This window comes from Kineosporia sp. NBRC 101731, assembly GCF_030269305.1.
Taxonomy (GTDB): domain Bacteria; phylum Actinomycetota; class Actinomycetes; order Actinomycetales; family Kineosporiaceae; genus Kineosporia.
This window is the reverse complement of sequence record NZ_BSTC01000002.1, coordinates 308,241-331,299: the sequence shown is the minus strand read 5'-3', so window position 1 is coordinate 331,299 and position 23,059 is coordinate 308,241. Positions and strand designations below refer to the sequence as shown.

General features: G+C 66.6%; 20 protein-coding genes and 1 other RNA gene. 15 read left to right on the top strand and 6 right to left on the bottom strand.

Going from position 1 to position 23,059, the window contains the following annotated elements; genetic code table 11:
- Positions 1 to 63 precede the first annotated feature (63 nt).
- Positions 64 to 1,563 (top strand): sensor histidine kinase, encoded by a 1,500-nt coding sequence (locus QSK05_RS08725; RefSeq protein ID WP_285595826.1) that lies wholly within the window; start codon positions 64 to 66, stop codon positions 1,561 to 1,563.
- A 489-nt stretch (positions 1,564 to 2,052) separates the two neighbouring features.
- Here QSK05_RS08725 and QSK05_RS08720 read toward each other — a convergent pair whose 3' ends face one another.
- The gene (locus tag QSK05_RS08720) at positions 2,053 to 2,301 is read right to left on the bottom strand and encodes a WhiB family transcriptional regulator (protein WP_052535954.1); all 249 of its coding nucleotides are present in this window, start codon (positions 2,299 to 2,301) and stop codon (positions 2,053 to 2,055) included.
- Between the two features lie 754 nt (positions 2,302 to 3,055).
- Between QSK05_RS08720 and QSK05_RS08715 the strand changes: the two genes are divergently transcribed.
- Positions 3,056 to 3,478 carry a hypothetical protein gene (locus QSK05_RS08715; RefSeq protein WP_285595823.1) on the top strand — a complete coding sequence of 141 codons (423 nt, stop codon included), beginning with the start codon at positions 3,056 to 3,058 and terminating at the stop codon, positions 3,476 to 3,478.
- Positions 3,479 to 3,552: 74 nt separating this feature from the next.
- On the opposite strand, the gene QSK05_RS08710 is transcribed toward QSK05_RS08715, so the two are convergent.
- From QSK05_RS08710 to QSK05_RS08700, 3 genes are all read right to left on the bottom strand, one after another.
- Positions 3,553 to 4,605 (bottom strand): SigB/SigF/SigG family RNA polymerase sigma factor, encoded by a 1,053-nt coding sequence (locus tag QSK05_RS08710; protein WP_285595821.1) that lies wholly within the window; start codon positions 4,603 to 4,605, stop codon positions 3,553 to 3,555.
- Positions 4,602 to 5,024 (bottom strand): ATP-binding protein, encoded by a 423-nt coding sequence (locus tag QSK05_RS08705; RefSeq protein ID WP_285595819.1) that lies wholly within the window; start codon positions 5,022 to 5,024, stop codon positions 4,602 to 4,604. The genes QSK05_RS08710 and QSK05_RS08705 overlap by 4 nt, the downstream gene beginning before the upstream one ends.
- A 388-nt stretch (positions 5,025 to 5,412) precedes the next feature.
- Positions 5,413 to 9,387: a type VII secretion EssC family protein gene (locus QSK05_RS08700; RefSeq protein ID WP_285595807.1), complete on the bottom strand. Its 3,975-nt coding sequence runs from the start codon at positions 9,385 to 9,387 to the stop codon at positions 5,413 to 5,415.
- 479 nt (positions 9,388 to 9,866) lie between these two features.
- Here QSK05_RS08700 and QSK05_RS08695 point away from each other — a divergent pair, with 479 nt between their 5' ends.
- The 6 genes from QSK05_RS08695 to QSK05_RS08670 all read left to right on the top strand — a co-directional run bounded on the left by QSK05_RS08695 (position 9,867) and on the right by QSK05_RS08670 (position 14,753).
- Positions 9,867 to 11,096 carry a TadA family conjugal transfer-associated ATPase gene (locus QSK05_RS08695; protein ID WP_352300504.1) on the top strand — a complete coding sequence of 410 codons (1,230 nt, stop codon included), beginning with the start codon at positions 9,867 to 9,869 and terminating at the stop codon, positions 11,094 to 11,096.
- 4 nt (positions 11,097 to 11,100) lie between these two features.
- Positions 11,101 to 11,964 carry a type II secretion system F family protein gene (locus QSK05_RS08690; RefSeq protein WP_285595803.1) on the top strand — a complete coding sequence of 288 codons (864 nt, stop codon included), beginning with the start codon at positions 11,101 to 11,103 and terminating at the stop codon, positions 11,962 to 11,964.
- Positions 11,964 to 12,890: a type II secretion system F family protein gene (locus QSK05_RS08685; RefSeq protein WP_285595801.1), complete on the top strand. Its 927-nt coding sequence runs from the start codon at positions 11,964 to 11,966 to the stop codon at positions 12,888 to 12,890. The genes QSK05_RS08690 and QSK05_RS08685 overlap by 1 nt, the downstream gene beginning before the upstream one ends.
- Positions 12,891 to 12,965: 75 nt before the next feature.
- Positions 12,966 to 13,184: a hypothetical protein gene (locus tag QSK05_RS08680; RefSeq protein WP_285595799.1), complete on the top strand. Its 219-nt coding sequence runs from the start codon at positions 12,966 to 12,968 to the stop codon at positions 13,182 to 13,184.
- A gap of 3 nt (positions 13,185 to 13,187) precedes the next feature.
- Positions 13,188 to 13,577: a TadE/TadG family type IV pilus assembly protein gene (locus tag QSK05_RS08675; RefSeq protein WP_285595795.1), complete on the top strand. Its 390-nt coding sequence runs from the start codon at positions 13,188 to 13,190 to the stop codon at positions 13,575 to 13,577.
- Positions 13,578 to 14,324: 747 nt separating this feature from the next.
- A complete protein-coding gene (locus QSK05_RS08670; protein WP_285595790.1) occupies positions 14,325 to 14,753 on the top strand; it encodes a pilus assembly protein TadG-related protein in 429 nt (142 codons plus the stop codon).
- A 365-nt stretch (positions 14,754 to 15,118) separates the two neighbouring features.
- On the opposite strand, the gene QSK05_RS08665 is transcribed toward QSK05_RS08670, so the two are convergent.
- Positions 15,119 to 15,424 (bottom strand): hypothetical protein, encoded by a 306-nt coding sequence (locus QSK05_RS08665; RefSeq protein ID WP_285595789.1) that lies wholly within the window; start codon positions 15,422 to 15,424, stop codon positions 15,119 to 15,121.
- Between the two features lie 265 nt (positions 15,425 to 15,689).
- Between QSK05_RS08665 and QSK05_RS08660 the strand changes: the two genes are divergently transcribed.
- The 7 genes from QSK05_RS08660 (at position 15,690) to ssrA (ending at position 21,747) form a co-directional block, all read left to right on the top strand.
- Complete coding sequence (locus QSK05_RS08660; RefSeq protein ID WP_285595788.1) at positions 15,690 to 15,932, top strand: helix-turn-helix domain-containing protein; 243 nt, start codon at positions 15,690 to 15,692, stop codon at positions 15,930 to 15,932.
- A 413-nt stretch (positions 15,933 to 16,345) separates the two neighbouring features.
- A complete protein-coding gene (gene prfB, locus QSK05_RS08655) occupies positions 16,346 to 17,455 on the top strand; it encodes a peptide chain release factor 2 (protein ID WP_285595786.1) in 1,110 nt (369 codons plus the stop codon).
- Between the two features lie 205 nt (positions 17,456 to 17,660).
- Positions 17,661 to 18,350, top strand: a complete 690-nt coding sequence (gene ftsE, locus QSK05_RS08650; RefSeq protein ID WP_285595785.1) for a cell division ATP-binding protein FtsE — start codon at positions 17,661 to 17,663, stop codon at positions 18,348 to 18,350.
- Positions 18,351 to 18,367: 17 nt separating this feature from the next.
- The gene (gene ftsX, locus QSK05_RS08645) at positions 18,368 to 19,282 is read left to right on the top strand and encodes a permease-like cell division protein FtsX (protein ID WP_285595784.1); all 915 of its coding nucleotides are present in this window, start codon (positions 18,368 to 18,370) and stop codon (positions 19,280 to 19,282) included.
- Positions 19,283 to 19,353: 71 nt separating this feature from the next.
- Positions 19,354 to 20,652, top strand: a complete 1,299-nt coding sequence (locus QSK05_RS08640) for a peptidoglycan DD-metalloendopeptidase family protein (protein ID WP_285595782.1) — start codon at positions 19,354 to 19,356, stop codon at positions 20,650 to 20,652.
- Between the two features lie 110 nt (positions 20,653 to 20,762).
- On the top strand, positions 20,763 to 21,233 hold the full coding sequence (gene smpB, locus QSK05_RS08635; RefSeq protein WP_285595780.1) for an SsrA-binding protein SmpB: 471 nt from the start codon (positions 20,763 to 20,765) through the stop codon (positions 21,231 to 21,233).
- Between the two features lie 145 nt (positions 21,234 to 21,378).
- Positions 21,379 to 21,747: a transfer-messenger RNA gene (ssrA, locus tag QSK05_RS08630) on the top strand.
- 53 nt (positions 21,748 to 21,800) lie between these two features.
- Here ssrA and QSK05_RS08625 read toward each other — a convergent pair.
- Positions 21,801 to 23,051, bottom strand: a complete 1,251-nt coding sequence (locus tag QSK05_RS08625) for an ATP-grasp domain-containing protein (protein WP_285595778.1) — start codon at positions 23,049 to 23,051, stop codon at positions 21,801 to 21,803.
- Positions 23,052 to 23,059: the final 8 nt, after the last annotated feature.

Genomic DNA, 23,059 nt, shown 5'->3' with positions numbered 1-23,059 from the left:
ACGACTTTCCCGTCGCGGCCTCTACCGCCGGTGACGACCTGCAGCCCTCGTTAGAGTGGCCGCATGCCCACGATGAAAGACCTGGTCGCGAAGCAAACCGAACTCAACCAGGCCGACCTCGAGTGGCTGCAACTACTCACCGGTGACTGGCAGCTGCTCTCCGACCTGTCGTTCGCAGACCTGGTGCTCTGGGTGCCCCGCAAGGGTGACGGTGGCTGGGTCGCCGTGGCCCATTGCCGTCCCAGCACCGGCGTCACCGTCTACTACGACGACGTCGTGGGCATGGTGGTGGACGCCGGCCGGCGCCCACTGCTGGACCGGGCCTACGAGCAGCTGCGGATCTGCCGGGAACGGGGCACGGATTACCAGGAGGACGTGACGGTCCGCGAGGAGACGGTGCCCGTGCTCCGAGCCGGCCGGGCCATAGCCGTCCTCGCCCGGCACACGAACCTCTCGGCCGCCCGCACCCCGAGCCGACTGGAACTGACCTATCTGCAGTGCGCGGACGAGCTGACCCGGATGATCTGCGAGGGCGAGTTTCCTGCCCCGGGTTCCCCGAGCGGTCCGCGTCGTGGTGCCCCACGCGTGGGTGACGGCCTGATCCGGATGGACAAGGAGGGCAAGGTCACCTACGCCAGCCCGAACGCCGTGTCCGCCCTGCACCGGCTGGGACACTTCGGTGAGGTCGTCGACCAGAGCCTGTCCGAGATCGTCACCTCGTTGCTCGACCAGCCGGGGTTGGTGGACGAGTCGCTGCCGCTGGTCCTCATGGGCCGGGCCCCCTGGCGGAGCCACATCGAGAACCACGGCGCCACTCTGTCGATGCGGGCGGTTCCGCTGAAGGCGGCGGGCCAACGGTCCGGCGCCCTGCTCCTGGTCCGGGAGATCTCCGAACTCCGCCGGCGTGAGCAGGAACTACTCACCAAGGACGCGACGATCCGCGAGGTGCACCACCGGGTCAAGAACAACCTGCAAACGGTCGCTGCGTTGTTGCGCCTGCAGGCCCGCCGGATCAAGTCGGCAGAGGGCCGGGGCGCCCTGCAGGAGGCTATGCGCCGCGTCTCCACCATCGCGCTCGTGCACGAGACCCTCTCGGAGGGATTCGGCGAGAAGGTGGACTTCGACGACGTGGTGGGACGCACGCTGTCGCTGGCGGTCGAGCTGGCGTCGCCGTCCAACTCGGTGAAGATCCGGCGGGAGGGCCGGTTCGGTGAGCTCCGGGCCGAGAACGCGACACCGCTCGCCCTGGTCCTGACCGAGTTGGTGACCAATGCGGTGGAGCACGGCTTCCGGGACCGTGGCGGAACGGTCACGCTGATCGCGGAACGGAACGGAGCCGAACTGCGGACGACGATCCGCGACGACGGCAGCGGCCTCCCCGAGGAGTTCCGTGCCGGCGCTTCGGGTCTCGGGACACAAATCGTCCAGGCCCTGGTGAGTGGAGAGATGCGGGGGCGCATCACCTGGGAGAAAGGGCCGGAGGGGGGAACAGACGTCATCGTCGAGGTAACCCTGCGCAAGGCGATCGCCAGCGTTTCCCCCGAAGACCAGCCCGAGTTCTGAAAGGCCCCAAAACACACGATGTCCCGGGCATCCATACGGTGATGCTCCGGGACACGCAGTGGCCGGAAGGCCGGTGTGTACGAAGTGGACCCGCAAATGGTTCCGGTGAGACAGCGGGAAACCTGTGACGAATCAGCAACGTACGTGGTCGTGCCATCAGTGCCAGTGCTCGATCACCGAACCGGTGCGCAGTTCCTGTATCAGGAGGGAACTTTCGCACCGTAATCGGCCTGTCGCCGAACGTTGCTCTGGTTTGCCTTGCCTAAGCGCCTCTACCGCAGACTGAATGAGTCAACCGCGGTAGGTGCCGGGTCTGGCAGATCGTGCGGGATGCTTCGGTGTCGCCGAGAATCAGCGACGGGTACTGCGATCCATCGACTGCTGACGTTCTGATTGCCGACCGCCGATTGTGTCGGGCGAATCGATCGAACGCACTTGAGTGACCGCAGTACCCGCGCCGGCCTGGTCTACGGTTGGCTGACGAAAAGGTCAGCTGGCGCGACGGGCACGAGCGTTGCGGCGCTTCAGCGCACGACGCTCGTCCTCCGACAGGCCACCCCAGACTCCGGCGTCCTGCCCGGAATCGATGGCCCAGCGAAGGCACGTCTCGACGACCTCGCATCGACGGCAAACAGCTTTGGCTTCCTCGATCTGAAGGATCGCAGGGCCGGTGTTCCCGATCGGGAAGAACAGCTCCGGGTCCTCCTCGAGGCAAGCAGCCTCATGGCGCCAATCCATGGGATCGTCCACTCCTCACGCCCGAACGGGCGGTTGTATACGGTTCGAGACACGGCTGCAGACGCCGTTGCTCGTGGATGTTTGGCCTTCACCCGGTTTGCGGGATGTGGCCGGGGTGACCGGGCTGACCCAGTCATCGGTGTTTGTGTTTCACGTGCTTGCACCGGATTCGGCATCCAGCCTCACACGCTTGTGCCCGCTTTCACAAGGGTTTTCCCCGAGTGATCTGCGCGATGTCTCGTTGCCCACGGTCACGATGCAGGACTGTAGTCGTTCGAACACGCTGCGTATATACATTGCTGGTCATTGCTCTTGACAGAATCTGCCTGGTCGAACGCTGGTTCGCATCGGTCGTGTCCGTTCTGTGACCCAGGGTGTGGGGCAAAGAACGCGTTTGGTGAACGCTCTAGTACGGCGCGTACATTCCTGAGTGCACGCCGTGAAAGAGCCGGAAGAGTGGTGCCAGGATTCTTCCGGGTGTTCAACGCAGAGTGAGCCGTGCCTTGTTCCGACTCTTATATTGACGCACGCGCGCCGACTCCGCAGGCCGAAGTGCCCAAAAGACCCCAATGGGGCCGACTGAGTGCATCGCCGCAAGAATAGCTTTCAAAGCCTTAAGTCTGGGCTGATGTACTTCTGACAGTCGTTGTCGCAGAACGAACCTCGCGTCTGCGGAACCGTGTCGAGTTCGGTTTTAGGGTAACGGGTTTAATCGCTATCGGGTAAATGGATGATGAGGGAGAGGATGGGTCGGATGGCAAGCCAGGAAAGCCCGGCGGATCGGACCGGGACCGGTGCCGCGGCGAGTGAGAGGCTGCGGCTCCTGGTGGCGGCCCTGGTCGGCATCGAGGCGCTCGCCCTGCTGGCGGGGGCCACGGCCTTGGCGATCGAGAGTGCCGGGGCCGAACGCCCGATGAACGACATCGGTCTCGCGGTCGTGGCGTCCGTTGTCGGCCTGGCTCTGGCGGGCTGTGCCCGGGCGATCCGTCAGGGTGCTCGATGGACGCGGGGCCCGGTTCTCACCTGGCAGTTGCTTCAGGCGGGCGTGGGCATGCCGGTGTCCGCCAGCAGCCTCTGGTACGTCGGGATCCCGATCCTGGCGCTCGCGGTCGTCGTCGGGGTCCTCGTTGCCGGCCGCCACGTGATCGTGCGGGAGGACGAAGAACAGGCCGCCTAACGCGCTATCGCACCCGTGCAGGGGTGCACGGGTGCGATAGCGGGGTTCTGGGGCTTACCGGCCCCGGACAGGCTCTAGAACTCTTGTGTGAGTCCGCTGCGCAGGATGTTGAGGCTCTTGGTGAGTAGCCGGGAGACGTGCATCTGCGAGACGCCCACCTCGGCCGCGATCTGTGCCTGGGACAGTCCCTTGCCGAACCGCAGTTCAAGAATGCGCTGCTCGCGTTCCGGCAGGCGGGCCAGAAGGGGCCGCAGGGTCTCCCGCTGCTCCACCAGTTCCAGGCCGGCGTCTTCGAAGGCCTTACCCATCCGGTCCGACTCGTCGGCGGTCGTGGGCAGGGGCACGGTGATGTAAGCACTGGCCGTGTCGAGCGCCTCGATCACCAGGTCGGCGTCCACGTCGAGGTATTGGGCGATCTCCTGGACGGTGGGGGAGCGGTCGTGGGTGTGGGTGAGGGTTTCGCGGGCTTCGGAGACGCGGCGGCCGAGGTCTTGGATGCGGCGGGGGATGCGCATGGCCCAGCCGCGGTCGCGGAAGTGGCGGCGGATTTCTCCGACGATGGTGGGGACGGCGAAGGCGGCGAAGGCTCCGCGTTGGGGGTCGAAGCGGTCGACGGCGTGCAGGAGGCCGATGGTGCCGACCTGGACGAGGTCGTCGTAGGGTTCGCCGCGGCCTTTGAATCGTTGTGCGAGGTGGTGGACGAGGGGCAGGTGCGTCTCGATGATGATGCGTCGCAACTGCTGGTACTGCGGGTCGCCCTTGGACAGGGTCGACAGTCGTAACAGGTCCGGGTCGGGCGGGGCGGGCTCTTCGTCGTCATCCCGGACGTGCCGACCTCGGCGTCGAAGGGTAGCCGGGTCGTCGTCCGTGTTCTCCCTCAGGCGCGCCGCGACCATCTGGGGCGATTCGGCCGGCGGTGCGACCGCGCGGCGGTGTGGAGCCGAAGCGGGCGCTTGGGCCGGGCCGACCTCCGGTGAGCCCTCGGGGGTCGGCGCGACGACGGGAACGTCGTCTACTCCGTCCTCCACGGGGTCGGCGTGGGCCTCGGCGGCCTGTGCGTCCGGGGAACCATCCCGCCGGGGTGTGCGCTGCAGCACACTGAGCGTCGACTCCTGCTGCTGGATCACTGGTCTCCCCGTCCGACGTACGTCAGCTTGATCCATGCGCCGTTCTCCCCGATGCCGGTGATGACGTCACCCGCGAGCGCCTGCAGCACTGCCCAGGCATAGCCGCGCCCCTCGGGGAGCTGGCTGACCGGGCCGGTGATGAGGATGGACAGCGTGCCGCTCCCCGGCGGCCCCACCTCGAATTCGGCGTGGATCGCCCGGTCGGGATGAGCGCGGCCCTGAAGAAGCAGGGAGCACGCCTCATCGACTGCGATGCGCAGGTCCTCGATCTCGTCCAGCGTCAGATCGAGCCGTGTCGCCAACCCGGCGGTTGCCGTGCGGATCATCGCCAGATAGGCGGGATCGGCCGGAACCCGCAGATCGACGGTGTCCGTACTCCGGACGGTCTCGGAGCGGCTGCCGAGCGAAATCGTGCCCACACCCTTCCTGGACCCCACAGCACGAGCTGTGTTGTAGCGGTGCGGGGTTCGTTCGTTACCGAACGAAACCGATGTCACCATGTGGCAAGGATAGAACACACTGAGTTGTGCTCGGCGCCGTAACTGAAGCACTGGGTCCGGCGATTTTGAGCTCCAGTAGCTGTATGTCACAAGCTGCTGGAAGTTGGTTGCCCAGTGTCACGGGAGCCTCATGCCGAGCTCCGAGAGTGATGGGTGAGGGGCTCGTCGCGTCACCCTGTCGCTGTGCGGAACCACGCAGGATTCCGCAGATCCGTGGCCCGACGTCTTCCCGTGCATCACGGCTCGCCCGAGCTCGGGTCGCCCCGCGGGGCCTGGAGAGGCGCCCGTTCCGGGGGCGGCGCTCCTGTCACGCGTCTCCGGGACCGGGGGCGCCCGCTGATGCCGGGTGAGCGACCTGCACAGAGATCATTGTCCCGGCAGCGACGAGTACGCCACGACCCGGCGGCCCGGCCGGGTGACGATCGAGCCGGAGCCCGAACGCCTCCCCATCCGTGAGCGTGGGCACTCCCAGGACGAGTCCCTGCCGGGCGCCGCGAGCCAGGAGCAGCGGCCCTCGGTACGCTCCGACGACGTCATGGCCGGAGGCGGTCAGGACGAGGTGTCCCTCTTCGCCGTGAGCACCGGCCAGATGCGCTGACAGAGCCTCGGCCAGATCGCCGTCGTCGGGAACTGCGGCACCAGGTACCGGGGGAAGGTCCATCAGCACCACCGTGCTCGGCAGCAGCGTCAGACGAGCTGTGAGGTCGGCGGCGGTGGTTGTCCGCCGGGCGGTGCGATGATCGAGAATGAACGTGGGGACGCCCAGCTCCTCCAATCCCTCGGCCAGGCTGAACAGGGCTGTCGTCCGACCGCTGCCGCGGCTCCCGAGGATCAGCGTCACCGGGGCAGCGGTCACATCGAGACCGACTGTCCGGGCCTGATCGCCACCGATCCCGATCGGCACGACGATCCCCGAGCCCTTGCCGGGAGCTTCCGCCGGAGACAGAGCGGAGCGGGAAACCCTTGTCGGAAGGGCGGGAACAGCCCAGCCGTCGTCCGTCGTCCCAGGTTCTCCGGCAGCCGATCCGACGGGCTCACTCACCGATCGGGCGACCTGGACCACATGGAATTCAGAATGTCCCGAGGAAAGCCACGCACCTCGCCCGGGCCGGCCTGGGCTGCGCGCGAGTTCCGCCGGTACTCCAGCCATCATGGCGTCCACCGGATCGGGCAGACTCAGGACGAGTCGCTGGGTGAACAACGACGAATGCGGTCCGGTCAGCAGAGGAAGGGCGCCGGTGACGGCGACGTTCATCGCTGCGGCCGGTCCGTCCCGCAGTACCGCCAGCAGACAGTCCAGCAGCGCGGCACCACCGGGTTCTGACCGGGCCGTGATCAGAGCATCCCACCCGTCCACGAGCAGAAGCACTCGTGATCCCGATCCGGACACCGGTCTCTGCCGCTCGTACAGTTCTTTGCCCAGCCGACGCAACAGGCGTCCCGCGCGTTCATGGTCGTCGAGCCGCACGACAGCCCGTGCCACTCCGCGCGTCTCCAGATCGACGAGCCCTCCGGACGAGTCCAGCACATATGTGTGGACGCGTGGATCTTCGGCTTTCGTGGCGCTGACGCTCAGCGTGCGCAGGACACCGGAACGTCCGGAACGAGCACCGCCCACGATCGCCAGGTGACCGGCGGTGAGATCCCAGCCTGCTTCTTCCTGCCGTTGCTCGTGGGGTAGGTCGCTCAACCCGAAAATCACGTGTTCAGGGCGGGAACCCCGACGCAGTCGGCCGAGTTCCAGCTCGGACGGAAGTTCCGGCAGCCACGGGGCCCGGGCCTGTACGAGACCCAGCGCGGCGGCTGCCGACCGGGTCGAGTCGACCAGTCGCTCCAGATCGCCGGGACGGTCTTCCCGGTCGTCCGAGGCCGGTTCATCAGTTGGTTCGGCGCGAAGTACAGCAGGGGAGGATGATCGAAGCAGCCGGACGACCGGAGTACCGATGCCCTGGTCCGCAGGCAGGTGCGCGTTCACCCGCGCGGCCTGGAATTCCACCGGTGCTGCCGCCCCGACCCTCAGGAGCGCGCGCCCCGGAATCGCGGGTAGCCACGCGGCCGCAGGACCGGCAATCAGGTCCTGCGAGTCGGCAGCGTCCCGGACCCGGAGGGCGATCCGCAGATTCACGTTGGCCGCGATGTCCGGGGAGACCACTCCGGCCGGGCGTTGGGTGGCGAGCACCAGGTGAACCCCCAGCGAGCGGCCTACCGTGGCGATACGGACCAGACCGGTGACGAACTCCGGAAGTTCCTCGGCCAGTACCCGGAACTCGTCGACGACGACCACGAGCCGCGGCATCGGCTCCAGCTCGGGACGATGCGCCCGGGCGGTGGCGTAAGCATCGACATCGGTGGCCCCGGCCTGCAGGAGCAACCTTTCACGGCGTCGCAGCTCTGCGGTGAAGGATGAGAGGGCCCGGCGCGCCGACGGAAGATCGAGGTCGGTGAGTACCGCGCCCACGTGGGGAAGCCCGGTGCAGGCCTGGAAGGCAGCCCCACCCTTGTAGTCGACCAACAACAGGATGAGCTGGTCCGGACCGGTTCCGGCGGCCAGCGACGAGATCAGCGTCTGGAGCAACTCCGACTTGCCCGATCCGGTGGTGCCGCCGATCAGCGCGTGGGGCCCGTCCGCGCGGAGGTCGACGGTCACCGGGCCGGCCGCGGACTGCCCGAGGACGGCGACAGTCGATCCTCTCTCCTCTCTCGCCGGACCCGATCGCCAGGCCTGCGCGAGCGATCCTCCGTCCAGGGGATCGATCTTCTGCACCTGACGCAGAAGATCGACCAGCCGGACCTGACGGGGGATGTCGGTGCGTGCGTCGGGAGTGGCATCACGCAGGGGGGCGAGGTCGCGAGCCAACCGGTCGGCCCACCGTGCTCCGGCCAGGTCGGGCAGGAACGATCTCGGGACCTGCCCAGCTCGGTGCAGTACAGCGTCGTCGGCACCGTCGGTGTGAACGATGGTGGCAGTGCATTCCAGGGGCAACGACGCTTCGTCCTGCTCCAGGCAGAAGACGACGGTTCCGGCGGCATGGGTGGTTCGCAGAGGGTCAGCACGAAGGACATGCCTGGTCTCCCGGGTGTCACCCGGGTCTGTGACCCCGGCCCGGGACAGCGTCTCCGCGACGTCCGGTCGCCGTCGCAGGCGCCTGGCCCCGTCGAGCACCAGCACCCGAATCGCGCCCGGCGATGCGGACGGGTCGGGTGAATGGTGAGGGAGCCAGGTCAGCCACTCCCACTCGGGCACGCTCTGGTCGGCCTCTGCCTCTCCGGAGCCGGTCGGCTGTGACTGCAGGAGACCGATGGAGATGTCACGCGGCGAGTGGAGTACTGCCAGTTGACCGATGACGGCCCGGGCCGTACCGAGAACAGCTCGGCGAGGCCCACAGATGCCGACGACGGAGAAATCCCTGAGCTCCAGCCCGACGGGGACGTCAGGGAGCACGGGATGGGTTTCACCGGTGTCCTCAGGGCCGCTCCGGCCCGGATCGCGCTTGATCACACATGAGGGCTCCTCGCCCCGGCCGATTCGTACGGCCAGGGCCACGTGCTGTCGCGGTGTCCGGAGCCAGAGGTCGTCGGTGGGGACCCGGGCCGTGACTGCGAGACGGGCCAGATCGGGGTAGACGGTCTCCAGATATTCGGCATCTCGGGAAAGAGCCATCTCCAGGGCCTCTTCCGCCTCGAGCGTCTGCTTCCGGTGTGCCTTGGCCAGCCATCGGCTCTCGCGGCCACCCCGGCGGCGGTCGGTGGCGTACTGCCCGAGCATCAGGAGCGGGCTCATCGCAGCGATGAGGAGATAGGCGGGTTGCCTCCACAGCAGTGCCAGGGGCACTGCGAGCAGCAGGGGCGCCAGCATCATGAGCCAGGGCAGTTGCGGGCGGGGCGGAGTGGACAGTGGCTGCGGGAAGGTGATCAGTGCAAAAGGCTTCAGTGGCTCCTGGGACGCACGCCGATTGACCATGAGATGGCCTTCGGCGTCCGGGGTGACGGCAGCGGCCGGTCGGGTCGGCGTCCGTACGGCCAGGGTGCTGTTGCCCAGCCGTACCAGGTCGCCGGGCCGCAACTCGAACACAGCATTTCCGATGAGCTGATCCGCTACTCGGGTTCCGTTCGCGGAACCGAGATCCCTGACGGTCAGACCATCGTCCGAAGCTGATATCTCGGCGTGGTGACGGGAGATGTCGGGGTCGGCCAGCGAGATACCGGAGGAACGGTGTCTGCCGATGAGGACCGGGTGCCCCACCGTTAGGGCGTGGGTGAGACCGGCATCCGGTCCGGCCACCGTGTGGACCTCCAGGACCCCGGAGGTGGTTGCCGGAACGTCCTCCTGGGCTCTGAGTACCAGTGTTGCCCCCTGGACGAGCGGTGGGAGGCCGATCGGATGGGTCAGTGGTACGGATTGGCCGCCGCAGTGAAAATATCTCTTCTTCAGATTATTTGGCTCAGGAAGAACAGCTGAGAGCTGATCGCTCACAGACCCCAGTAGCGTTCCCGGCTGCACTTGGATCTCGACATTAACTGCAGTCAATTCAATCTCGGAAAGAACAACAGTGACGCGGACTCTCATGCCATCGATTGTGCGCCCCTCGCGGCGGGAGCGACGGCCACCTGTGGACAACCTTCTCCGGGCCGTCGAATTTCACCATTCCTGTGGATAACTTGCGCAGGGTCTGTCCGGGTTTCCTATGCTGTGGTCACGGGGGGCGGGCGGCCAGGCCGCCACGGGGCTTGCGGCCCCACGGGGATGAGTAGGGGGATCCGGTGGATGCTGTCTCGATCGTTTCCGACGGGGTACGGGAGCGGATACGCCGGGAAGGCATTGATCCCGGTCGTGATTCAGCCGGACTGCGTCGCCTCGTCGAGTCTGAGGTGGCCGCGTACGACGAACGCTCACTGCTGCGGTCGTTGCCGCCGCTCGCGGACGTCGGGCATGCGGTGAAGCGGGTGATCGACGAAGTGTCCGGGTTCGGCGCGCTCCAGGCGTACCTCGACGATCCGTCGATCGAGGAGATCTGGATCAATGATCCAGGCCGCGTCTTCATTGCTCGTTCCGGTGTCAGTGAGCTCACCACCACCATTTTCACGGATCAGGAGGTGCGTGACCTGGTCGAGCGCATGCTGAAGCACTCGGGACGCCGGGTCGATCTGGCGAGTCCTTTCGTGGACGCGATGTTGCCTGACGGCTCCCGGCTCCACGTGGTCATCCCGGACATCACCCGGCACTCCTATGCCGTGAACATCCGTAAGTTCACGGTGGTCTCGTCCCGGATCGATGATCTTGTCACGCTGGGAACACTGACCCCACAGGCTGCGGATTTTCTCACTGCTTCGGTCGTTGCCGGGCTCAACATTCTGGTGTCCGGGGGAACTCAGGCCGGTAAGACCACGATGCTCAACTGCCTGCTGGGTTCGGTACCCGCTCACGAGCGGGTCATCACCTGTGAAGAGGTTTTCGAACTGAGGGCTACCCTCCGGGACACCGTTCCGATGCAGTGTCGTCAGGCCAGTCTGGAAGGAACGGGTGAGATCCCGTTGCGCAGACTGGTGAAGGAAGCCCTGAGGATGCGCCCGAACCGGCTCGTGATCGGTGAGGTGCGCCAGGCCGAAAGTCTGGATCTGCTTCTCGCACTCAATAGCGGTCTCCCCGGAATGGCAACCGTGCATGCCAATTCCGCACGGGAAGCGGTGATCAAGATGTGCACGCTTCCGCTGCTGGCGGGTGAGAATGTCAGCGGCCGCTTCATCGTCCCGACCGTGGCCAGCTCGATCGACCTCGTGGTGCAGGTGCGCCTGGACGGTGACGGGCGGCGCCGGGTGACCGAGATCGTCGGTGTGCCGGGCCGGGTCGAGGGAGACGTGATCGAGACGACCGAGATCTTCGGGCGGCGCGGTGACCGGCTGGTGAGGAGCGAGGGATTCCCGCCGCACCCGGACCGGTACGAGCGCGCGGGGATCGACGTCGCGGCAGTGCTGCGGGGCGGCTGGAGGTGACGGCGTGGGTGCACTGATCGGGCTGACCGCGGGTGTGGGCCTGTTCCTGATCTGGTGGGCGTGCTGGGAACCGGCACCCCGTCTGCTGGGTCTGGCCGGCCGGTCACCGGTGGGTCGTCTGAGAGCCCTGCTCGACGAAGCAGATCTACCGTCTGTGTCTCCGACCGCTTTCCTGGCTGTATGCGCCGGGACCGGCTCTGGAGTAGGACTGGTGGTACTCGCCTTCACCGGCGTTCTCCCGGTCACCGGATGCTTTGCTGCGATCGCGGGTTGGGCGCCCTACGCCGCGGCTCGTGGTCGTGCGCGGCGACGGCGTCAGCGCTTCCGTGAACTCTGGCCCGATGTCGTCGACAATCTGGCCTCGGGAGTCCGCGCCGGTCTCTCCCTTCCAGAGGCTCTGGGTGCCCTCGGTGAACGAGGCCCGGAACCTCTGCGTCCACCGTTCCGGGCCTTCGCCCGCGACTATCGGCTCACCGGCAGCTTCGGGGACTCGCTGGAAGCCCTCAAGTCCCGGCTGGCCGATCCCGTTGGCGACCGGCTCTGCGAGGCGCTGCGCATCACGCGTGAGGTCGGTGGCTCCGATCTCGGGCGTCTCCTTCGTAACCTCTCCATGTTCCTGCGTGATGATGCGAGAGTTCGGTCGGAGCTGGAGGCCCGGCAGAGCTGGACGGTTTCCGCTGCCCGGCTGGCGGTGTCGGCGCCCTGGCTGGTACTGGCCCTTCTCGCCTCGAAACCCGAGTCCGTACAGGCCTATGAGAGTTCCACCGGCACCGTTGTCCTGGCGGTCGGCGCCGGCGCCTCCGTGTTCGCTTACCGCCTGATGACAGTGATCGGCCGGCTCCCTGAAGAGCAGCGGGTGTTGCGCTGATGTCTGCACTGGGTGCTCTGCTAGGGGCCCTGACCGGAATCGGCGGGTGGCTCGTGGTCCTGGGCGTCCCGTGGAACCGGCGTCCCACGCTGGACGAACGTCTCGCGCCGTACCTGCGCGGTGCCCGGCTTGTCATGGATGAGTCGCAGCTGCGGCAGCCAGGCAAGGGATCGGCAATCCGTGAGTTGATCCAACCGTTCATGCTCCGGGCCGCGCGGGGGGCCGCTCGGGTCAGTGGTGGGAACGCCTCGGTGGAAAGACGCCTTCGCCAGGCGGGTACGAGCGTCTCCATCGAGCAGTTCAGGGCCCAGCAGGTGATGGCCGGAGCACTGGGAACAGGGGCAGGAGCCGGCGTGGCGGCAGCGATCGCCGTCGGGAGCGGTCTGAGCGTGGTCTCGCTCGTGGGCCTGGTCCTGATCGGAACGCTGCTCGGGGTGCTGGGTCGTGACCAGGCGCTGGACTGGCAGGTTCGGCGGCGTGAGCGGCACATCCTGGCAGAGTTCCCAGCGGTGGCGGAGATTCTCGCCCTGGCTGTGGGCGCCGGCGAGGGTCCGCTCGGTGCTCTCGACCGGGTGGCCCGCACCTGCCGCGGTGAGTTGCCGACCGAGATCGGTCGCACCCTGGCGGAAGCCCGGACCGGCCGATCTCTGATCGACGCTCTCAACGATCTCTCGGAGCGCAGTGCGATCCCGAGCCTCGCCCGGTTCGTCGACGGAATCGTGGTCGCGATCGAACGGGGCACTCCTCTGGCCGATGTTCTGCGAGCTCAGGCCCAAGACGTCCGGGAAGTGACCAGGCGTCGGTTGATGGAGTCCAGTGGGCGTCGGGAGATCGGTGCCATGGTGCCCGTGGTCTTCCTGATTTTACCGGTCACAGTGCTTTTCGCGCTGTATCCCGGCTTGGCGGTACTCGAGCTCACGGTCTAGCTACAGATCCAACGAAGAACGGGGATGCACATGCTTTACTCGGCGATGCCGTCCAGCACGGCGAAGCGACGGCGGGTGCCTATCGGCCGTGTCCTGGCTCAACATCTCGCGGCATTCGTGATGACCCGGATGTATCTGGTGCGTGGTCGCGGAGGTGACCGGGGCGACGTTCCTGGCTGGGTGCTGGTCACCCTCATGACAGCGGGCCTGGTGGTTGCTCTCTGGGGCGCAGCCGGTCCGCGGCTGGTTCAGGTTTTCAACGACGCCGTGGACAACGTCGTCGGCGGGCCCTGAGCGGTGCAGTCCTTACGTCGGCGTGATACGGGCTCTGCGGTTGTCGATTTCGTCCTGGTCGGATCGTTGCTCGTGTTCCTGTTCCTGGCCCTCGTTCAGCTCGCCCTGACCGTATACGTGCGGAACGTTCTCATCGATTGCGCCGCTCAGGGGGCAAGGTTCGGTGCCCTGTCCGATCGAGATCCCGCTGCCGGTGCCGACCGTACCCGTAGCCTCATCAGGGAAGAACTCTCGTCGGGATACGCGCGGTATGTCTCTGCCCGTCGTGTCGATCTGGGCGGGGCGGCGATCATCGAGGTGCGGGTGATCGCGCCGCTGCCTGTCGCCGGGTTGATCGGCGTCGGGCGGAGCGTAGACGTCACCGGGCACGCTCTCGCCGAGGCCGGGCCGTGAAACGTCGGGGCTCGGCCAGGTCCGGGGGAGGATTCTGCGATTCCCGTGAAGTGGGATCGGCGGCGATTGAATTCGTTGCCCTGGGGCTTCTTCTGATGATTCCTGTCGCCTACCTGGTGCTCATTCTCGGACGGGTGCAAGCGGCCTCGTTCGCTGCGGACGGTGCGGCAAGAGAAGCAGCACGGTCCTTCGTCACAGCTTCGAATGATGCGGAGGGTCAAGAAAGAGCAGCTATGTCGGCCGAGTTGGCGCTCAAGGACCAGGGGTTCCCACCGAGCGACGGAACACTTCACATCAGCTGCAGCCGGGCGTCCTGCTTACTGCCGGGCGAACGCGTGACGGCTCAGGTGGAGGTCGCGGCACGTTTCCCCTGGCTTCCGGTGGGATTGGCGGACGCCCTGCGCGCCCAAGTGGTGGTGAGCGCCAGTCAGGTTGAGACGGTAGACGAATTCAGGGAGCTCGGTCATCAAGGGCATCCACCGGAGCACGTCCGAGAGAGTTGAGATGATGGTGTTGATGGGTGAAAACCATCTGGAGTCACGAACTTTGAGCGGTGGGAGCTTGTTCTGGGTGAGGTGTGGCGGAAGGAGGATTTTGGGCAGAGTCAAGGATCGTGATTGGCCTGAGCCGTCCGCCGCGGGTGGGATCGCCGACTCCGGGGAGATTTTCGCCCAGGGCTCGAAGTCTTGTCGGCGATGGTCATCAATTCGGTGCAGAGCATCCGTCGTCAGTGGAGATTCTGGTCAGATGGTGCCGTTGATAGCTGGCTTCGTTGCTCTGGCGCTGCTTCTGACCCTCGTCACCACCGACATCACCGCGCTGCATCTGCAACGCCAGGAACTGCAGGATCTGGCCGATGCCGCAGCGCTGGACGCCGCGGATGCCCTCGATGAGGAGTCGTTCTACCGACAGGGAATGAGGGAGTCTTTCGTGCCGATCTCCGACGAGACCGTGCATGCCAGCGTGCGCAGCTATCTGGGCGAGAAGCCGGAGACCGCCGCCGACCTTGACGTGGGGCTCGGTAGTCCGACAGGCGTCTGGGAGGAAACCACTGCACAGGTCACCCTCGTCGGTCGTGCCCGTATACCTCTGGTGGGGCTCGTGGTACGTCGATGGGCGGACGGCGTACCACTGCAGGCAACGAGCCGAGCCTCGGCCCGTGAGCCCGAGCCGTAGCCGCCTGCCGAGCTGTGGCCAGAAGCCTTCGGGGGCAAAGTGATACGCGGGGGTTGACTGATACCCAAAGCCGGATAGAGGTCACTGGCGAAAGGCGAAAGGCGAAAGCCGAAAGCCGAAAGCCGAAAGCCAGTGGTCAGGATCCAGTGGCCGGGCGCCGGGCGCCGGGGGTCAGGAACTGGGAGCCAGGAGCGGGGAGCCAGGAGCCAGGAGCGGGGAGCCAGTGGCCGGGAGCCGGGAGCCGGGAGCCGGGAGCCGGGAGCCGGGAGCCGGGAGCCAGTGGCCGGGAGCCAGTGGCCGGGAGCCGGGACTGCACCAAGGTGCGACGACAACGATGGCCAGTTTGTGCGTCCCCCATTGGAAACTCACGCCACGCGCGCCTCAACGGGAGGGGCTACCTGCAACACCGCCGACGACCGCACCAACCCCAGGGGTCCCACGACCACGTACATGATCGCTCGACTCAGGGACGAGAAAGTCACCTCCAGCACCCCAGGGAGCCGCATCACACAGTCGCGCGCCAGCTCGTGCTGGGCCAGCACCTCTTCGAGGAACACGACGATGCCGAACGGCCGACCTGGCTCACGGGGAACGGATGTGGCCAGATGGACCACGACCCCGCAGCTCCGGAGATGGGCCTGGATCTGATGGGCGGTTTCGCCGGCCTGCATGCAACTCCTCTTGGGAAATCAGTACGGACATCAGTACGGGTAGTCAGTGCTGACAGCCATCACGGGCGATCGGCACACAGAACTTCGGATGGTGTGGTTCCGACCCGCCAGGACGGAGGGAGGTCAACCGGCGGGCCGGAACCGGTCTGGAGCCATTTGCCATTGACCGAACTGGCTTGGTGATTCACCGTACCGTTTGGGGAAACACCAAATCAAGCCGCTTTCTGCTACTCCCTCACCTGGCGGGCCATTTACGGTCGGGCGCGTGGCGGACCTGGGGCGGATCGTGGCGCGGAACATCCGCGGCGAGCGGTCGCGCCTGGGGCTGACCCAGGAGGAATTCGGCGCGCTGGTCGGCTGGTCGCTCAGCCAGGCGCACGACGCCGAGAAGGGCAACCGGCGGATCCTGGTCCAGGAGATCCCGATGATCTGCCGTGCTCTCCAGGTCACTTTCGCCGACCTGTGCCGGGGCGCCGAACCGGACGACCTCGACTCGCTCGGGCTGTAGCCGTTCGCCGGCACGGCTCGAGATGCGGAACCCGTAGGACGGGGGCAGGCTCTTCGCCGTGAACCGGGAAGCGTGAGAGCGACTCGGGGATCGGGGAATGGGAGCCCCTGTGGGAGTTGGAGCCCAGCCGCGCGTCCGGATTCATCCAGGACGCGCGGCCGGGAGCTCGTACCGACGCCGTGACGCAGCTGGAGCACCGACCGGGAATATCCAGTGGTGCTGCGCGTATCTCCGAGCGCCACTAGTCACTGTAAATCGGTCATAAGCGGACCAAAGGTCTTTTTGTGTGACCCCTGCAACATCGGTGCAGTGCGGCTCCTGTGTGTGCGCGAGAGTGTTCCGGCCCTGCTCACCGGTGCCGACCGACATGCCGACTCTGTGTTTGGGCCCGATAACGCGTAACCTCGATCAACGTGGCCACCGACTTTCCCAGCGAGATCCGCGCACTGCGCAGCACCCTGGAGTCCATCCTCAAGGTGAGTGACCTGGACCAGCTCCGCTCCGAGATCGCCGAGCTCTCCGAGCAGGCCGTGGCCCCCGACCTGTGGGACAGCCCGGACAAGGCCCAGGTCGTCACGTCGAAGCTCTCCCACCTGCAGTCCGAGCTCGAGCGCCTGGAAAAGATGTCGGCCCGCGTGGACGACCTCGAGGTGCTGGTCGAGCTGGCCCAGGGTGAGGACGACGCGGACACCCTGGCCGAGGCGGAGACCGAGCTGGCCGCGACCCGCACGGCGCTGGGCGAGCTCGAGGTCCGCACGCTGCTGTCGGGTGAGTACGACGCCCGTGAGGCCGTGGTCACGATCCGGTCGGAGGCCGGAGGCGTTGACGCCGCCGACTTCGCCGAGATGCTTCTGCGGATGTACCTGCGCTGGGCCGAACGGCACTCCTACAAGACCGAGGTCTACGACACCTCCTATGCGGAAGAGGCCGGCCTCAAGTCGGCGACGTTCCGCGTGGACGCGCCCTACGCCTACGGCACGCTCTCGGTCGAGCAGGGCACGCACCGGCTGGTGCGGATCAGCCCGTTCGACAACCAGGGCCGCCGTCAGACGTCCTTCGCCGGCGTCGAGGTGCTGCCGGTGGTGGCGGAGGCCGACCACATCGAGATCCCGGAGAACGACATCCGTGTCGATGTCTACCGTTCCTCCGGCCCGGGTGGGCAGTCGGTCAACACCACCGACTCGGCGGTCCGCCTCACGCACCTCCCCACCGGCATCGTGGTGACCTGTCAGAACGAGAAGTCGCAGCTGCAGAACAAGGTGTCGGCGATGCGGGTGCTGCAGGCCAAGCTGCTGGAGAAGGCTCGCCAGGATCGTCAGGCCGAGCTGGACGGGCTGAAGGGCGACGGCGGTTCGAGCTGGGGCAACCAGATGCGCTCCTACGTGCTGCACCCGTACCAGATGGTGAAGGACCTGCGCACGGAGTACGAGTCGGGTAACCCCTCGGCCGTGTTCGACGGTGCCATCGACGAGTTCCTGGAGTCGGGCATCCGCTGGCGCAAGTCGCAGGAGCAGCCGGCGTAAGCACGTGACCCCCGGACGGCGAAGAGGTAACCGACTCTTCGCCGTCCGTAGTTTTTGGCGCCTCTAGGGCCACAGGACCTGCACAGGTTCACATTTACAACGCACCTGGGCCCGATGAGTCCCCCTCCGCACTCGTGAAGCCCCCTAGACTTCGGACCGGCCGCGAGCACGTTCCCAGTCCCCGACGGCGGCCGAGGTCTCAGCCGTGATCCGATTCGACGACGTCACCAAGGTCTACCCCGGCAGCAAGCACCCAGCGCTCAACTCGATCAGCATCGAGGTGGGCAAGGGCGAGTTCCTCTTCCTCGTGGGAGCTTCCGGCTCGGGTAAGTCCACGTTCCTGCGCCTTGCGCTGCGTGAGGAGAAGGCCACCAAGGGTGTGGTCCGGGTCTCCGGCAAGGACGTGGCGAAGCTGTCCAGCTGGAAGGTGCCGCACCTGCGCCGCACCATCGGCGCGGTCTTCCAGGACTTCCGCCTGCTGCCGAACAAGACGGTCTTCGAGAACGTCGCGTTCGCCCTGCAGGTCATCGGCAAGCCGCGGCACGCCATCGCGCACACCGTTCCTGAGGTGCTCGAGCTGGTCGGCCTGGCGGGCAAGGAACAGCGGTTCCCGCACGAGCTCTCCGGTGGTGAGCAGCAGCGTGTAGCGATCGCCCGGGCGTTCGTGAACCGGCCGGCGATCCTGCTGGCCGACGAGCCGACCGGAAACCTCGACCCGAACACCAGCGTCGGCATCATGCGGCTGCTGGACCGGATCAACAAGACCGGCACCACGATCGTGATGGCCACCCACGACCACGAGATCGTGAACCAGATGCGCAAGCGCGTCATCGAACTTGAGAACGGCAACATGCTGCGCGACGAAGTCAGCGGCGTCTACGGATACTCCCGGTAGAAAGCAACTGAAAAAACATGCGTTTCCAGTTCATTCTCGATGAGATCGTCATCGGCCTGCGCCGCAACCTGGCCATGGCCATCTCGGTCGTCCTCGTCACCGTCGTCTCCCTCTTCCTCGTCGGGCTCGGTTTCCTCGCCCAGCGCCAGGTCGACACCATGAAGGACTACTGGTACGACCGGGTCCAGGTGTCGATCTTCCTGTGCGGTAAGGACTCGATCGCGGCCAGCTGTGCCGACGGGGTGGCCACCGACGCGCAGAAGGAACAGATCGAGGCCAACCTCAAGTCGCCGCAGCTCCAGGGTTACGTGAAGGAGGTCTTCTTCGAGTCGCGGGAGCAGGCCTTCGAGCACTTCAAGGAACAGAGCAAGGACAGCGCTCTCGCCGACAACGTGACCGCTGACCAGATGCCGGAGTCGTACCGGGTCGACCTGAAGGATCCCGAGCAGTACAAGGTGGTCTCGGACTACTTCAAGAACACCCAGGGCGTGGAGTCGGTCCAGAACCAGAACGAGGTACTGGACCGGTTGTTCGCGCTGCTGAATCAGCTCAAGCTGGGATCCTGGCTGCTCGCCGTGATCACCCTGCTGTGTTCGGTGCTGCTGGTCGCGACCACGATCCGGCTGACGGCCTTCACCCGCCGTCGCGAGACCGGCATCATGCGCCTGGTCGGGGCCTCGAACTTCTTCATCCAGCTCCCGTTCATCCTGGAGAGCATGATCGCGGCGGCGGTCGGCGCCACCCTGGCCTCGGTGGCGCTGGTGGGCGTGACCAAGTTCCAGATCCAGGGCCGGCTGGCCAAGCAGCTGACCTTCACGAACTACGTGGACGTGGGCGATGCCCTGACGGTCGTGCCGTGGCTGTTCATCATCGGTCTGGGGATCGCTGGCGTGTCAGCCTTCCTGGCGCTGCAGCGATACCTCAAGGTGTAGTCACCCCTGTACCGTGTGTGACCAATGTTGCCACCCGCTCATGGGGGTGATCAGCGACAGGAGGCACGCGGATGAAGCGGTGGACCACTGGTGCACCCGGTAGGACGGGCCGTCCTACCCGGTTTTTCGCGGCCTTGATGGTGGCCGGGTCAGCTCTCGCGGTCGGCGTCACGCAGGTGGCGCAGACCGCGACCCCGGCGGCGGCGGACGAGGTCAGGGACAAGCAGGCGAAGCTCGCCGACGAGATCAAGCAGCTGCGCGACGATCTCGAGGGAACATCGGACGATCTGGTCGAGGCCGCGGTCCGGTTGCGGACGGCCCAGGCGCGGCTCGCGGATGCCAACTCCCGCCTGAAGGTCGCCGAGGCAGCCCTGCGGCGGGCCGATCAGCGGGACGAGCAGCTGGCCGACGAGCTGGAGCTCGCGGTCGCCGCGGTCGACAAGGCGCAACGGGCCCTCGCGTCGCGTGCTGAGCAGGAACAGGAGACCCGGGACCGGCTGGGCCGGATCGCCCGTGAGGCCTATGTCAGTTCCGGTCTGACCGGGCTGTCGATCGCCCTGAACGCGCAGACCCCCGAACAGTTCACCGATCGGCTGGGTCTGGCCGGGAACGTGCTGCGGGCCCAGGGTGGTGCCATCGACCGGCTCGCCGTCGAGCAGGCTGAGATTCGGGCCCGCAAGGCGAAACTCGACGCCGGCCGGAAGCAGGTGGCCGACCTCAAGGAACAGGCCGCGCAGGTCGTGGTGCAGCGCGAGGCCGCGACCACCCAGGCCCGGTCGGCCACACAGGAGATCAAGAAGCTCGTCGACGTGCGCGGCGCGGCGGTCCGGGTCATCTCCGCGAGGAAGGCCGCCGAGCAGAAGCGGATCGACGCGGCCGAGGCCGAGCAGGAGAAGCTCGCCCGGATCCTGCGGGAGCGGGCCGCGGCCGCCCGGGCCCGGGCCGCCGACGACGCGGAGCCGGAAGCGGCGCCGGGCGGGTCGACCCTGTCCTACCCGGTCGGCGCCCCGATCACCTCGAGCTACGGCTGGCGCTACCACCCGATCCTGAACTACCGGAAGCTGCACACGGGCACCGATTTCGGTGCTCCCTGCGGTACTCCGGTGAGGGCGGCGGCCTCCGGGTCGATCGTGCGGGCGGGCTGGTCGGGCGGTTACGGCAACCAGATCGTGGTCGACCACGGACGGCTCCGGGGAGCCGGCGTGGCCACGTCGTACAACCACCTCAGCCGCATCAGCGTTCACTCCGGCCAGGTCAGCCGGGGCCAGCTGATCGGATACTCCGGCACCACGGGCCTGTCGACCGGCTGCCACCTCCACTTCGAGGTGTGGGTGAACGGCGGCACCACCGATCCGATGGGCTGGCTCTGATGCTCTCCCCGTACGACGCTCACCGCGTAACCCGGGGTAATGAAGTGGGCAGGGGCTGCGCCACCTCATAGACTTGCTCTTCGGCATTCGGCGGAAGAGGTGAGGTAGGCGTGCCCAGGGAAACTGGCAAGAAGGTGGTTGCGTCCAACCGCAAGGCACGGCACGACTATCACATCGACGACACGTACGAGGCGGGCATCGTGCTCACCGGTACCGAGGTCAAGGCCCTGCGCCAGGGAAGGGCTTCCCTGGCCGACGGCTTCGCCCAGATCGATCGTGGTGAGGCCTGGCTGGAGCACGTGCACATCCCGGAGTACTTCCAGGGCACGTGGAACAACCACTCCCCGCGCCGGCGCCGCAAGCTGCTGCTGCACCGCGCCGAGATCGACAAGCTGGCGGGTAGTACCCGTGAGGGTGGTTACACGCTGGTGCCGCTGCAGCTCTACTTCAAGGACGGCAAGGCCAAGGTGGAGATCGCCCTGGCCCGCGGTAAGAAGCACTGGGACAAGCGGCAGACCCTGCGTGAGCGTCAGGACAAGCGCGAGTCCGATCGCGCCATGTCGCTGCGGGCCAACCGCTAGCCGGGTCAATTGAAGAGGCGGGAACACGGCCCGAGGCTGTAGAGTTGTACAGCGCGGTGGGGCCGAACCTGGCCGCACCGTTTGATAACTGAACACGGCAAGACTGGGAAGTTCCAGATCTTGTCGAACCAGATCCACTCCCCTCGGGGGTGACTGGTTTCGACGTTGGTCGTCTTACCAGGAGAAGCGGGCCGAGTACGCGATGTGATCTCGTAAATCCTCGTCGCAAAACAATAGTTGCCGATACACAGCGCAACGACTTCGCCCTCGCTGCCTAAGCGAGTGTGAGTCCGTCAGTTCGGGAATGCCTTCGTCCCGGGTCCTGGCGTCGACTAGAAGGCCACTGCCCAAGGGACCGGTTACGGGGCCTGCGGGAACACTAACCGTGACTGAGCCCGGCTCAGCGACCTGTCTGTGGGATCGCTGGGGCTGAGAAAAGCCGTAGCAGACTGCGCCCGGAGAAGCCCTGGTTCTGCGCTGACGGACGGGGGTTCGATTCCCCCCACCTCCACCGCTCTGACCTGCTGTTACCCGGAACCGATCGGTTCCGGGTAACAGCAGCTGAGGTCAGGCGAACTGGGAGACACGCTGTTCCAGCGCCTCCCCCTCCACCCGGAACGTGGCTGCGGTCCGCCGGATGGCCTCCTCCACCGCGGCCGTGGAAACACCCCGGAAGCGGAATCTCCCACCCACGTGCTCGTAGTAGGAGTCGGCGTCGGACAGCACGTCGCCGGCCTCCGGGATCGACTCCGCGTAGGGGCCGGGCGACTGCCCGAGCATCGATGTGACGGTGGTGATCCGGCACGGCCTGTTCTGCGGGGCCGGCGCCAGGAGATAGCCCGCGACCTCACGAGTGGCCGGCGCGGAGATCAACGGTGACGGCAGTGCGAGCTGATAGCGGACAGCGATCTCCATCAGGTCCGTCCCGTGCACCTCGCGCCACAGCAACGACGTCTCTCCACCTCCGACGCGTGCCCCGACCTCCAGGAAGCTGCACTCACCGGTCGTCCGGTCGACGAACAGTTCCAGATGGAACACGGTGGGCCGGTCCGTGAGCGCGCGCAGGGCCCGGTCGGCGAAGTCGGCCACGAACTGCTGGAGTACCGGGTCGTCTTCCTCGACCGTGCTCAGAACCTTTCCGTCACGGAAGTCCAGGCAACTGGTGAGATAACGGGACGTCCGGACGACACAGACCTTCTCCCCGTCGAAGGAACCGTCCACGTGATGGATCGGGCGCGGATCGAAGGTCTGCACGATGTGCGGACCGTCGTCGAGGTCCAGGCCGGCCGCGTCCTGCGGGGTTTCGACCCGCACCACACCCAGGCTGGAACTGGCCGTCGTCGGTTTGACGATCACCGGCCAGCCGTGGAGCTGCGCGAAGGCCGTCACCCGCGCGGCGTCCGGGGCCGCTGCGAATGCCGGTGCGGGTACGCCCGCCTCGGCGATGAGGGACGCCATCACCAGTTTGTCGCGGAACGGCAGCAACTGGCCGGCCGACGGGCCGGGCACGCTCCACCGCTCCCGCAGTGCGGCGCCGATCAGGAGATCGTCCTCCTTGAGAGCGACGATCCCGTCGGGGCGTCCGTGCCGGCCGACCAGGTCGTCGACGGCCGCGGTGACCTCGGCCAGATCGTCGGTAGCCGTCACCACGACGACCTCGGTCGCGGTGTCCGGCACCGAGGCCAGACCCACCTCGGTACTCACGTAGGTCACGCGATGCCGGTGGTGGTCGATATGGGCGGCATATTCCGCGTAGTGCTCCCGCCAGCGATTGATCACGATGACATGTGACGAGGGGGCCAGTTCGGACCGGGACATCGGGGACT